The organism is Amycolatopsis sp. NPDC102522, from assembly GCF_055584485.1.
The window spans coordinates 173,225-186,791 of the sequence record NZ_JBVJLY010000004.1; the positions used below are offsets into that span (position 1 = coordinate 173,225).

The 13,567-nt window shown below is 67.5% G+C and carries 8 protein-coding genes; 4 read left to right on the plus strand and 4 right to left on the minus strand.

All coding sequences use genetic code 11. From position 1 onward, the window contains the following. The first annotated feature begins 81 nt into the window (after positions 1–81). Entirely contained in the window at positions 82–8,370 is an 8,289-nt protein-coding gene (locus tag ACZ6YV_RS13670) for a DUF7927 domain-containing protein (protein ID WP_465509875.1), read from the plus strand. A 6-nt stretch (positions 8,371–8,376) separates the two neighbouring features. On the opposite strand, the gene ACZ6YV_RS13675 is transcribed toward ACZ6YV_RS13670, so the two are convergent. After that, on the minus strand, positions 8,377–8,556 hold the full coding sequence (locus tag ACZ6YV_RS13675) for a hypothetical protein (RefSeq protein ID WP_465509876.1): 180 nt from the start codon (positions 8,554–8,556) through the stop codon (positions 8,377–8,379). After that, a complete protein-coding gene (locus ACZ6YV_RS13680) occupies positions 8,553–8,969 on the minus strand; it encodes a RidA family protein (protein WP_465509877.1) in 417 nt (138 codons plus the stop codon). Before ACZ6YV_RS13680 ends, ACZ6YV_RS13675 begins: the two co-directional genes overlap by 4 nt. Positions 8,970–9,082: 113 nt before the next feature. On the opposite strand from ACZ6YV_RS13680, the gene ACZ6YV_RS13685 reads away from it, so the two are divergent. Continuing rightward, complete coding sequence (locus tag ACZ6YV_RS13685; protein ID WP_465509878.1) at positions 9,083–9,751, plus strand: maleylpyruvate isomerase family mycothiol-dependent enzyme; 669 nt, start codon at positions 9,083–9,085, stop codon at positions 9,749–9,751. On the opposite strand, the gene ACZ6YV_RS13690 is transcribed toward ACZ6YV_RS13685, so the two are convergent. Continuing rightward, on the minus strand, positions 9,742–10,113 hold the full coding sequence (locus tag ACZ6YV_RS13690) for a nuclear transport factor 2 family protein (protein WP_465509879.1): 372 nt from the start codon (positions 10,111–10,113) through the stop codon (positions 9,742–9,744). The two genes, ACZ6YV_RS13685 and ACZ6YV_RS13690, sit on opposite strands and share 10 nt — an antisense overlap. Beyond that, the gene (locus tag ACZ6YV_RS13695) at positions 10,110–10,655 is read right to left on the minus strand and encodes a MarR family winged helix-turn-helix transcriptional regulator (protein ID WP_465509880.1); all 546 of its coding nucleotides are present in this window, start codon (positions 10,653–10,655) and stop codon (positions 10,110–10,112) included. The genes ACZ6YV_RS13690 and ACZ6YV_RS13695 overlap by 4 nt, the downstream gene beginning before the upstream one ends. Before the next feature lie 96 nt (positions 10,656–10,751). On the opposite strand from ACZ6YV_RS13695, the gene ACZ6YV_RS13700 reads away from it, so the two are divergent. Together ACZ6YV_RS13700 and secD are read left to right on the plus strand one after the other, a co-directional pair. Further along, complete coding sequence (locus tag ACZ6YV_RS13700; RefSeq protein ID WP_465509881.1) at positions 10,752–11,144, plus strand: hypothetical protein; 393 nt, start codon at positions 10,752–10,754, stop codon at positions 11,142–11,144. A 93-nt stretch (positions 11,145–11,237) separates the two neighbouring features. Further along, entirely contained in the window at positions 11,238–13,526 is a 2,289-nt protein-coding gene (gene secD, locus ACZ6YV_RS13705; protein WP_465509882.1) for a protein translocase subunit SecD, read from the plus strand. Positions 13,527–13,567: the final 41 nt, after the last annotated feature.

Consider the following 13,567-nt stretch of genomic DNA (forward strand, 5'->3'; position numbering starts at 1 on the left):
CAGGATGACCGTCTATCGGACTCGCTGTCCCCGCCGTCCTGACCTGGGCCGACGGAAGCGAGGGGGTGAGGCGGAGGCGGCATGGCGGAACGTCGTGGGCGAAATCGGTGGCGCCGGGGCACAGCGCTGCTCACGGTGATCTTCGTGGCCCTGCTGATGGGTGCCCCGCTGCCCGCGAACGCCCAGACGCAGCCGCGCGGAGCGGGCACCGAACGGCCGATCGGGCCGGAACCGGTGTACTCCGGGCTGGCGCACGGCGGCATCACCATGGCCGCCAACGCCGTCGTGCAGTGTGGCTTCGGGGTGGTCTGCAACGAGTCCGCGAGCAACGCGAGCCCGGTGTCGTGGATCAAGACCGACCCGGCCGCGCCCGGCAACACCGCCTCCGCGGCGAACCTGTCCGTCCCGGCCGGGGCGAAGGTGCTCAACGCGCGGCTGTACTGGCAGTTCAACCCGGTCGCCTCCAGCGGGACCTCCGGTGACGGCTCCTTGGGCAACCAGGTCTCGCTGAAGACGCCGGGTTCGAGCACCTACCAGCGGATCACCGCCGACACCTACGACTGGTTCCCCGCGCTGGCGACGTCCGGCTTCCCGGTCCCGTACACCTACGGCGGCGCGGCGGACGTCACCGCCGCGGTGACCAAGGCCGGAGTGGGCCAGTACACCGTCGCCGACATCCAGGCCTGCCAGGGCCAGTCGATCAGCGGGAGCAATCTGGGCTGCTGGGGCGGCTGGTCGCTGGTGGTGGCCTACGAACTCCCCAGCGAACCGCTGCGCTACCTGCAGGTGTGGGACGGCCTGCAACGGGTCGCGGGCGGTGGCGCGCCGACCTCGTCGACCATCGCGCTGAGCGGCATCAAGGCTCCGACGTCACGCCAGCCGAACGTCGAACTGGGGATCGTGGCCGGCGACGGCGACGCGCCCATCTCGGGTGACTACCTCCAGGTCGGTCCGAACGCGAGCAGCCTGCAGGACATCTCCCTGCCCGGACCCGCGGGCACGGTGACGAACAACGCGTTCACCAGCCGGATCGACAAGGTCGCGGCCAACGGCTCGGGCGCGAACGTCACCACCCGCAATCCCAATCCGGTGAACAACGTCGGGTACGACGCGCGCAGCATCGACATCACCGGAAAGGTCCCCGCGGGCACCTCCGCGCTCCAGGTGAAGATCGGCACCACCGGCGACGCGCTGTATCCGCAGGTGGTCTGGCTCGTCACCGACGCGCTCGAACCGGACCTGCAGATCACCAAGGCCAACGACCCTGTCGGCAACACGAGCGACGCTCCGCCCGGCTACGTCACCAAGGGCGGCGACGTCACCTACACCTTCGACGTCGCCAACCGGCACGCCGACGGCACCACCACCGACCTCGACACCGCGACGAACGTGGTGCTCACAGACACGCTGCCGGACGGCGTCACCTTCGTGGCCGGGTCCAATCCGGACTGTTCGGCCGCCGGGCAGGTGGTCACCTGCAGACTGCGGAATCTGGCGCCGGGGCAGGCTCAGAAGGTCGCCTTCAAGGTCAAGGTCGGCGCCTCGGTGCCGGACGGCACCAAACTCGACAACACCGGCAAGCTGACCTTCCGCGGTGAGGACACCGGCCGTCCGCAGGACCGCACCTCGAACACGGTGCGGAACACGGTCGCCTCGCCCGGGTACCAGCTCACGAAGACGGTCGACCTCGCCGAGGCGATCCCGGGGGACACCCTGACCTACCAGGTGACCCTGCGGAACACCGGCGTGATCCCCGTACCCGCGCTCACGGTGCGCGACACCCTGCCGCCGGGCACGACTTACGTGTCGTCCGTTCCCTCGAAGGGCACGGCGTCCGGTACGGGGCCGATCGACTGGGCCTTGAACGGCCTCGCCATCGGGGAGACAGCCACGCTGACGGTGCGCGTGAAGGTCGACGAAGCCGCCATCGGCAAGGATCTGGTGAACCGCGCGACCGTCCCGATCGGACCGCCGCCGGTCGTCCCGCCCGACAACCGCTGCCCGGACGATCCCGCCGCGGCGTGCGCGAAGACCAAGGTGCCTCCGCCGTCGTACACGGTGACGAAGACCGCGGACAAGGAGTCCGCCAACCCCGGTGACACCGTGCGTTACACGGTCAAGGTCGCCAACACCGGGAAGGTGACCGCGGCGGACCTCAAGGTCGTCGACGATCTGACCGGCGTGCTGGACGACGCGATCTACCAGAACGACGCCACCGCGTCGCCCGGTGCCGTGGCGTATGCGGAGCCGAAGCTGACGTGGACCGGCTCGCTCGCGGTGGGGAAGAGCGCGGAGTTCACCTACACCGTCAAGGTGAAGAACCCCAACACCGGCGACAACCGGTTGAAGAACGTGGTGACGTCGGAGACGCCGGGTGGGAACTGCCCTCCGGGTTCGACGGATCCGAAGTGCGGCACGACGACGCCGGTCTCGGGTCTGTTGATCGAAAAGACGGTCGACAAAGCGTCCGCGAACCCGGGCGACACGGTGAAGTACACGGTGACCGTGCGCAACACCGGCCAGACGAAGCTGACCGGCGCGACGTTCACCGACGACCTGACGCAGGTCCTCGACGACGCGGACTACCAGAACGACGGTGCCGCGACCATCGGGGCGGTGTCCTTCGCTTCGCCGAAGTTGACGTGGACCGGTGACCTCGGCGTCGGCGCGACGTCCACGGTGACCTACACGGTCAAGGTCAAGAAGCCGAACACGGGCGACAACAAGCTCAAGAACACGGTTTCGTCGGAGACTCCGGGTGGGAACTGTCCGCCGGGATCGACGGACCCCAAGTGCGGCACGACGACTCCGGTGTCGGGTTTCAAGCTTGAGAAGTCGGTCGACAAGCAGTCGGCGAACCCGGGTGACGTCGTGAAGTACACGGTGACCGTCACGAACACGGGGCAGACCAAGATCTCCGGTGCGACCTTCACCGACGACCTCACGCAGGTCTTGGATGATGCGGACTATCAGAATGATGGTGCGGCGACGGTCGGTGCCGTGTCTTTTGCTTCGCCGAAGTTGACGTGGACTGGTGACCTTGAGATCGGTGCGACCTCCACGGTCACGTACACGGTGAAGGTCAAGAACCCCAACCCTGGTGACAAGAAGTTGTCCAATGTGGTCACTTCGGAGACGCCGGGCGGGAACTGTCCGCCGGGATCGACGGATCCGAAGTGCGGCACGACGACTCCGGTCTCGGGCTTGACGATCGAGAAGGTGGTCGACAAGCAGTCGGCGAACCCCGGTGACGTGGTGAAGTACACGGTCACGGTCACCAACTCCGGTCAGACCAAGCTGACGGGTGCGACGTTCACCGACGATCTGACACAGGTTCTCGATGACGCGGACTATCAGAATGATGGTGCGGCGACGTTCGGTGCGGTGTCTTTTGCTTCGCCGAAGTTGACGTGGACTGGTGACCTTGAGATCGGTGCGACCTCCACGGTCACGTACACGGTGAAGGTCAAGAACCCCAACACCGGTGACAACAAGCTGATCAACGTGGTGACGTCGGAGACCCCGGGTGGGAACTGTCCGCAGGGTTCGACAGACCCCAAGTGCGGCACGACCACTCCGGTGTCGGGTTTCAAGATCGAGAAGGTGGTCGACAAAGCCGCGGCGAATCCGGGCGATGTCGTGAAGTACACGGTGACTGTCACGAACACCGGGCAGACGAAGTTGACCGGTGCGACCTTCACCGATGATCTGACCCGGGTCCTGGATGACGCGGACTATCAGAATGATGGTGCGGCGACGATCGGTGCGGTGTCGTATGCGGCGCCGAAGCTGACGTGGACCGGTGATCTTGAGATCGGTGCCATCTCCACGGTGACTTACACGGTGAAGGTGAAGAGCCCGAACTCCGGCGACAACAAGCTCATCAACGCGGTGTCGTCGGAGACTCCGGGCGGCAACTGTCCTCCGGGCTCGACGGACCCGAAGTGCGGCACGACCACTCCGGTCTCGGGGCTGAAGATCGAGAAGGCCGTCGACAAGCAGTCGGCGAATCCCGGTGACGTCGTGAAGTACACGGTGACCGTCACGAACACCGGCCAGACCAAAATCTCCGGTGCGACGTTCACCGACGACCTGACGCAGGTTCTGGACGACGCGGACTATCAGAACGACGGTGCGGCAACGGTGGGTGCGGTGTCGTTCGCGTCGCCGAAGCTGACCTGGAAGGGCGACCTCGATGTCGGCGGGACTTCCACGGTGACCTACACGGTCAAGGTGAAGAGCCCGAACACCGGCGACAACAAGCTCATCAACGTGGTGACGTCGGAGACTCCGGGTGGTAACTGTCCGCCGGGTTCGACGGACCCCAAGTGCGGCACCACGACTCCGGTGTCCGGTTTCAAGATTGAAAAGTCGGTCGACAAGCAGTCGGCGAACCCGGGCGATGTCGTGAAGTACACGGTCACGGTCACGAACACCGGGCAGACGAAGTTGACCGGTGCGATGTTCACCGACGATCTGACCCGGGTCCTCGACGACGCGGACTACCAGAACGACGGCGCGGCAACAGTCGGTGCGGTGGCCTACGCGGCACCGAAGTTGACCTGGACGGGCGACCTCGAAATCGGCCAGGCGTCCACGGTGACCTACACGGTCAAGGTCAAGAACCCCAACCCTGGCGACAAAACGCTGGCCAACACGGTCACCTCGGAGACGCCTGGCGGGAACTGTCCGCCGGGTTCGACGGATCCGAAGTGTGGCACCACGACGCCGGTCTCCGGGCTGTTGATCGAAAAGACGGTCGACAAGCAGTCGGCCAATCCCGGTGATGTCGTCAAGTACACCGTGACCGTCACCAACGTCGGGCAGACGAAGCTTTCCGGCGCGACGTTCACGGATGACCTGACCCAGGTGCTGGACGACGCGGACTATCAGAACGACGGCGCGGCAACAGTCGGTGCGGTGGCCTACGCGGCACCGAAGTTGACCTGGACCGGTGACCTCGAAATCGGTGCCACCTCCACGGTCACGTACACGGTGAAGGTCAAGAACCCCAACACTGGTGACAACAAGCTGTCCAATGTGGTCACTTCGGATACGCCAGGCGGCAACTGTCCGCCGGGTTCGACGGATCCCGATTGCGGGACCAGCACACCGGTTTCGGGTCTGAAGATCGAGAAGGTTGTCGACAAGCAGGCCACGAACCCGGGCGATGTCGTCAAGTACACCGTCACGGTCACCAACACCGGACAGACCAAGCTGGCGGGTGCGACGTTCACCGATGACCTGATCCAGGTCCTCGACGACGCCGATTACCAGAACGACGGTGCGGCGACGATCGGTGCGGTGTCCTTTGCCTCGCCGAAGCTGACGTGGACCGGTGACCTCGAAATCGGTGCCACCTCCACGGTGACCTACACCGTCAAGGTCAAGAACCCGAACTCCGGCGACAACAAGCTCACCAACGTGGTGACTTCGGAAACGCCGGGCGGGAACTGCCCTCCGGGTTCGACGGACCCCAAGTGCGGCACGACCACACCGGTGTCAGGGCTGAAGATCGAGAAGGCGGTCGACAAGGCCTCGGCGAACCCGGGTGACGTCGTGAAGTACACGGTCACCGTGACCAACTCGGGGCAGACCAAGATCGCCGGTGCGACGTTCACGGACGATCTGACGCAGGTTCTCGACGACGCCGACTATCAGAACGACGGCGCGGCGACGATCGGTGCGGTGTCCTATGTGGAGCCCAAGCTGACGTGGACGGGCGACCTCGAGATCGGTGCCGCGTCCACGGTCACCTACACGGTCAAGGTCAAGAACCCCGCTTCCGGCGACAACAAGCTCATCAACACCGTCACATCTGAAACGCCGGGCGGGAACTGTCCACCGGGCTCGACGGATCCGAAGTGCGGCACCACGACCCCAGTGTCCGGCTTGAAGATCGAGAAGTCGGTCGACAAAGCCTCGGCGAACCCGGGTGACGTCGTGAAGTACACGGTCACCGTGACCAACACGGGGCAGACCAAGATCGCCGGAGCGACGTTCACTGATGACCTGACGCAGGTTCTCGACGACGCTGACTATCAGAACGACGGTGCCGCGACGATCGGTGCGGTGTCGTTCGCGTCGCCGAAGCTGACCTGGGCCGGCGATCTCGGCGTCGGTGACACGGCCACGGTGACCTACACCGTCAAGGTCAAGAACCCTAACTCCGGCGACAACAAGCTCACCAACGTGGTGACGTCGGAGACTCCGGGGGGCAACTGCCCGCCGGGTTCGACGGACCCCAAGTGCGGCACCACGACGCCGGTCTCGGGCCTGAAGATCGAGAAGTCGGTCGACAAGCAGTCGGCGAACCCCGGTGATGTCGTGAAGTACACCGTCACGGTCAAGAACACGGGCCAGACCAAGCTGACGGGAGCGACCTTCACAGACGATCTGACGCAGGTTCTCGACGACGCGGACTACCAGAACGACGGTGCCGCGACCATCGGCGCGGTGTCCTACGCGGAGCCGGAACTGACGTGGACCGGCGACCTCGGTATCGGCGAAACAGCCACGGTGACGTACTCGGTCAAGGTGAAGAACCCGAACTCCGGGGACGACAAGCTCATCAACGTGGTGACCTCGGAGACGCCAGGCGGCAACTGCCCGCCGGGTTCGACCGATCCGAAGTGCGGCACGACCACCCCGGTTTCCGGGCTGCTCATCAAGAAGACCGCCGACAAGAAGTCGGTCGATCCCGGTGACACGGTGAAGTACACGATCACCGTCACGAACACCGGGCAGACCGAACAGGACGGTGCGACCTTCACCGACGACATGACCGAGGTCCTGGACGACGCCGACTACCAGAACGACGGCGCGGCGACCATCGGCGGCGTCTCGTACGCGGCACCGAAACTGACGTGGACCGGTGACCTCGGCATCGGGCAGACCTCGACCATCACCTACACGGTCAAGATCAAGAACCCGGACACCGGCGACAAGAAACTGTCCAATGTGGTCACTTCGGAGACGCCGGGCAACAACTGCCCGCCGGGTTCGACCGACCCGAACTGCGTCGCGGACGTGCCGTCCCGCGAACTGACGGTCAAGAAGACCTCGGACAAGCAGACCGCGAACCCGGGCGACGTCGTCACTTACACCGTGACCGTCGCCAACACCGGCAAGGTCGACCTGGTCGGCGAGGACGCCGCACGGGTCACGGACGACCTGTCCGAGGTGCTGGACGACGCCGACTACTCCGGCGACGCCGCGTCGGCCCCGGTCGCCGGGACGTTCGCCTTCACCGCGCCGAACCTGGTGTGGACCGGCGATCTCCCGGTGGGGGCGTCGACCACGCTGAAGTACTCGGTGAAGGTGAAGAACCCGGTCACGGGCGATCACGAACTGCGGAACACCGTCAGCACCAGCACCCCGGGCACCTGCCCGCCGCAGTCCGGCGATCCGGCGTGTTCGACGGTCACCCCGGTGCCCGGGATCTCGCTGGAGAAGAAGGCGGACAAGGCCACGGCGAACCCGGGCGACGTCGTCAAGTACACGGTGACGGTGCGCAACACCGGCAAGACGAAGCTCGCCGGCGCGACGTTCACCGACGACCTCACCGAGGTCCTCGACGACGCCGTGTTCCAGAAGGACGGTGCGGCGACCATCGGTGCGGTGACCTACGAGGAACCGAAGCTGACCTGGACCGGTGACCTGGAGATCGGGCAGACGGCGACGGTCACCTACAGCGTCAAGGTGACCAAGACCGACGGCGACGGCAAGCTCACCAACGTGATCACCACCGACACCCCGGGCGGAAACTGCCCGCCGGGCAGCAAGGATCCGAAGTGCGGCACGACGACACCGTTGTCCAGCCTGAAGATCAAGAAGACGGTCGACAAGACGGAGGCCAAACCGGGCGAGGTCGCCACGTTCACCGTCACGGTGGAGAACACCGGACAGGCCACTGTGGACGATGCGACGTTCACCGACGACCTGAGCCAGGTGCTGGACGACGCCACCTTCGACGGCACCGCGAAGGCCAGTACGGGAACGGTCACCTACTCCGTGCCCAAGCTCACCTGGAAGGGCGAGCTCAAGCCGGGGGAGAAGGCCACCGTCACCTACGCCGTCACAGTGCGGAAGCCGGCGACCGGTGACCACCGTCTTCGCAACGTGGTCACGTCCGACACCCCGGGCGGCAACTGCCCGCCGGGTTCGGCGAACCCCGACTGCGGGACCGACACCCGGGTGCCGCCGACTCCGCAGCCGCCGGACAAGCCGAACCCGCAGCCGCCCACCCCGCGCCCGCCGGGCCTGGCTGTCACCGGTTCGCCGCTGAAGACCATGTCGATCCTGGCGCTGGGCATGCTGGCCATCGGCGCCCTGCTGCTCCTCGCCGGACGGAGGCGCCGGGAGTCCTGATCGGGCTCAGTGCGGATTGCCCATCGACGAGTTGTCGTAGCTGCCGGGTTTGGCGCGGTAGGGGTAGCGACCCTGCTTCCTGCCGCGCCGGACCCGGCTGCCCAGCAGCATCCCGACGGTGAGGAGGAGCAAGACGACCAGGAGCGCCCCGCCACCGATGAAGAGCAACGCCGTCCCCATCGTCATGAGACGAGCTTAGGCACCGCGACCAGCGCCTCGACCTCGACGACGAGTTCCGGGCGCGCCAGCGCGGCCACGACGATCAGCGACTGGGCGGGCCAGTCCGCTTCCGGGTACCAGCGGGTGAAGGTCTCGCGCGTCGCCGTGCGGAAACCGTCGAGGTGCTCGGTGCCGGACAGCATGCTGAAGATCTTGACCAGGTGTTCCGGCCCGGCGCCCGCGGCTTCGAGCAGCCGTTCGAGGTTGGCGAGCAACGCGCGGGTCTGGGACTCGGCGTCGGGCCCGGCCAGTTCGCCGTCGGGCAGCATGCCGACCTGACCGGACACGACGACGAGTTCGTGATCGGCGGGTACACGGACCAGATGGCTGTACGGCCCGATCGGTGCCGCCACGGTCTCCGGATTCCAGCGCTCGATCATCGGTCCCTCTTTCTCGGTGCACGGCGTGCTTCGCCGCCGATTATCGAGGACCGATGATTCCGTACCGCGACGGGAGTCTCCCCTTCGAAGGACGATGACCGAAGGGGCTCCGGATGACGGATTCAGGACAGAAGGCGCGCGATCGCGCCACGACCGGGGTCTGGCCGCTGATCCGCGCCGAGCGGGCGGTGCTGGCGAACGACCTCACGGGGCTCGTCGAAGAACGGTGGGAAACGCCGTCGCTGTGCGCCGGGCTGACGGTGCGCGAGGTGCTGGCGCACCTCACCGCGGGGGCGAGCCTCACGCCGGCTCGGTGGTTCGCCGGGGTGATCCGCTGCCGGTTCGATTTCGACAAGCAGGTCGCCCTGCGGCTGGCCGAACAACTGGGCGAGGACGGCGCCGAGACACTGGAGCGGTTCCGCCGTGTCGTCAGCAGTACGACGAAACCGCCACTGCCGAAGATGGCGATGCTCGGCGAGGCGATCGTGCACGCCGAGGACATCCGCCGCCCGCTCGGCCTCCGCCGGGACTACCCGATCACCGTTCTCACCGCGCTGGCCGGGTACTACCAGGGTGCCGACATGGTGGTGATGGCGAAAGGACGTATCGGCGGGCTGCGGCTCGAAGCGACCGACGGCCCCTTCGCGGTCGGGTCCGGGCCGCTCGTCTCGGGCCCGACCCTGGCGCTGATCATGGCCATGACCGGACGGGCGGCGTACCTGACCGAACTCCGCGGCGACGGCGTCCCGATCCTGCGACGGCGCGTTCCGCCTCAGGACTGAGACCCGGCCGCGGCCAGCACCGGATGCCAAGGTGTCGCGTCGAAGATCAGCGTGATGGACTCGATCCGGCCGTCCCGCAGCCGGAAATGCTCGGCGGTGCGCTGGATTCCCATCGGGAGGACGGTATGGACGTCGTAGACGAGCGTGGCCTCCGTTTCGCCGTAGAGCTCACTGATCAGGTCGACGCCGGTGACCACCTGGAGGAAACCGGGCAGCCCGGCGAGGTGCCCGTCAGCGTCGGAGGTCATCATCGGGCTCCGGAAGACGAAGGCGTCACCGAGCAGGGCGGCCGCCGCGGGCACGTCCCCCGCGAATCTCGCCCGGTGATAGGCCTGGACGGTCTCTCGTGTCGTGCCGGTCATGAACGCTCCTCCAGATAGCGGGCCAAGCGGTCCTGGTTTTCCACCACGCGCAGGCAGAGATGCCGCACCAAGGCCGTCTCGGCGGGAGTGAAGCCGCGGAAGACCGCCGCCATCGCCGCTTGGGACGGCCGCCGGAACTCGTCGAGCCAGGTCCGGCCCGCCGGGGTGATCCGGGCGAGCACGGAACGCCGGTCCTCCGGCGCGGGGACGCGTTCGGCGAGGCCGCCGCGTTCCAGCGTGTCGACCAGACCGGTCACGTTCCTCGAACTCACCCCCGCGGAGCCGGCGAGATCCTTGATGCTGACGCCGGACTCGTTGCCCGCCAAGCGGATCAGGATGTCCAGCGCGCCGGGGCTGAGCCCGCGGCTGTCGGTTCCCGTCGAGCGCAGCTTGTCCAGGCCCCGAGCCGCCGCCCGGATGGCCGCCGCCGCCTCCAAGGCGCCGAGGTCGTCGTCGCCGGCGAACTCGGCGAGCGCTGCCCGCACCCGGGGATCGAACAGCAGGTCGTCCCGATCACGGCCGAAATCATCTACGTGCTTCATAGTGAAGCACTACTTTAATACGTACTTCCGTATCTGTCACCGGCGGGGAGGGGCGTGAGACAAGTAAGGTGTCGGCGAGAACCTGGGAGTGTGTCGATGACGGTGGGGCGCCGGACGTACCGGCCTGCGAGGCAGGCCGTGCTGGTCCTGCTCGCCGCCGTGCTGACCGCACTCGGCCTGTTCCTCGCGCTCCACTCGGGCGATTCCGCTTCGGCGGACGAGTCGCGTGGGGCGAACGCGACGGTCGACTCCTCGGTCTCCAAGGCCGTGACGCCGGTGCGCGCCATGGGCAGGCTCGCCGCCGAACCTTCGCTGCTGGGTGTGCACGGTCACGGTGACCTGCCTCTCTTCGGGACCGTCCCGCACGGGCCCGCGTCCACGACGCTGCTCCGGCTCAGCGAACTCCACGACGACGTCACTCCTCCCTCGCGTACGGCGAACCGCCTCGCGCTGGGGGATCGCGCTCCTCCTCTCCCGGTAGCCGTCTGAAGCTGCCGGGCACGTCTTCGCGTGCCCGGACCGGGAATCCGCGCGCCTGCCTTTCGCTTTCCGCGCGGGTGAATTCATCGAGGAGAAACCGTCGTGCCGCGCGAAACCGCGCGGCGAGGCATGACCGGGCGAGCCGTCGTCTCGCTGGTCATCCTCGCCGCGACCGTGTACTTGTTGCTGACCACCGCCCCGCGCCTGGGGCTCGATCTGCGTGGTGGCACGCAGATCGTGCTGGAGACCAAGGATTCGCCCACCGTCACCGCCGACGCGGGGACCACCGACCGGACGCTCGAGGTGCTGCGCCGCCGGGTCGACGCGCTGGGCGTCGCCGAACCCATGCTGGCCCGCTCCGGGGACAACCGGATCATCGTCGAACTACCCGGCGTGCGCGATCCGCGCGAAGCCGTCGAGGTGATCGGCCGTACCGCGCAACTGTCCTTCCATCCGGTGGTCGGTGTCGGATCCGTCCCCGGCGAAAAACCGGACACCCGCGTCCTTCCCGACGAGAGCGGTCAGCCGATCACGCTCGGGCCCGCCGCGCTGACCGGCGAGGGCGTCGACGGGGCACGCTCGTCGATCGATTCGCAGGGTGGCGGCGGCCGGCTCGTTTCCGTCGACTTCAAAGGGGATTCGGGCCGCGCCTGGGAAGGGCTGACCGGCAAGGCGGCCTGCTCGCCGCCCGGTGACCCGGCCCGCCGGGTGGCGATCGCCCTCGACGACAAGGTGATCTCGTCGCCCCAGGTGAGCCCACAGGTCGCCTGCGGGGTCGGGATCGTCGGCGGGAGCACCCAGATCACCGGGCAGTTCTCCCCGGCCGAAGCGAAGGATCTGGCGTTGCTGATCAACGCCGGCGCGCTGCCGACACCGGTCGAGATCATCGAGCAGCGAACCGTCGGCCCCACGCTCGGCGCCGCCGCGATCGACGCCAGCGCCCGCGCCGCCGTGATCGGCCTGGCGCTGACAGCGCTGTTCCTGCTGGCGGTGTATCGCTTGGCAGGGCTGGTCGCGGTGGGTGCGCTGGTGGCGTACGCCGCCGTGTCCTACGCCGCCCTGCTCGCCGTCGGCGCGACGCTGACCTTGCCGGGGCTCGCCGGGTTCGTCCTGGCCATCGGCATGGCCGTCGACGCCACCGTGCTCGTCTTCGAAAGGGCGAGAGAGGAACACTCGGTCAAACAGGGAGGCTCGCTCCCGCGCTCGGTCAGCCGCGGGTTCAGCGGCGCGTTGTCGGCGATCGTCGATTCGAACGTGACCACCCTGCTCGCCGCGGGACTGCTGTTCTGGCTCGCGTCCGGCCCGGTGCGCGGGTTCGGGGTGACGCTGTCCATCGGTGTCATCGTGGCCCTGTTCATCTCGCTCGTGCTCACCCGCTGGCTGCTGCACCTCACGATGCGGGGCGTGGTCGCGCGCAAACCGCAGCTTTCCGGCCTCACCCACGAGGGACGCGTCCGCCAGTGGGTGAACCGGCGCGACCCGGAGTTCCTCGGCAAGCCGAAACGCTGGCTGATGGTGGCGGGCGCTGTCGTCATCGCCGCGATCGCGGGACTGTTCGTGGCCGGACCGACCCTCGGCGTCGAGTTCACCGGCGGCCGGGTGATCGAATACAGCACTTCGTCGCCCGCCGACGTCGAACAGATCCGCGACGCCGTCTCCGACGCCGGATTCCCCCGCGCCGTCGTGCAGCTGTCCGGTGAGAAGGACATCTCGGTCCGCACCGAGCCGATCGACGAAGCCGCCACCGAGCGGATCCGGACCGCTGTCGCCGGGGTCGCCGGTGACGCGACCGAGATCCGCGACGAGCAGATCGGCCCGAGCCTCGGCGTCGAACTGCGCACCAAGGCGGTGATCGCGCTCTGCCTCGCGGTGCTGGCGCAGCTGATCTACCTCGCTGTGCGGTTCGACTGGCGCCTCGGGCTGGCCACCGTGGCCGCGCTCGCCCAGGACGTCCTGATCATCCTCGGGATCTTCGCCTGGCTGGGCAAGTCCATGGACGGGGTCTTCCTCGCCGCGCTGCTCACGGTGATCGGCTACTCGGTCAACGACTCGGTGGTGGTCTTCGACCGGGTCCGGGAGGTGCGGGGACAGCACCGCAAGGAGCCGTTCGCCCGCGTCGTCGGCACGGCTGTGCTGCAGACGTTGCCGCGGACGATCAACACCGGGATCGGGGTGCTGTTCGTGCTCGGGGCGCTGCTGTTCCTCGGCGACGGTTCGCTGGCCGACTTCGCGCTCGCGCTCTTACTCGGTCTGGTCGCCGGCACAGTGTCCACTGTGGCCACCGCTGGCCCCGTGGCGATCCTGCTCGACAAGCGGTGGCCCGGAGCCGGACGTCCCGTCCGCAAGGCGTCGCGGACACCGACGCGCGAAGACAACGGCGCGGTGGTGTGATCGGCGTTCCTTTGTGGACCGCCTGGCTCCGCCCGGCCTCT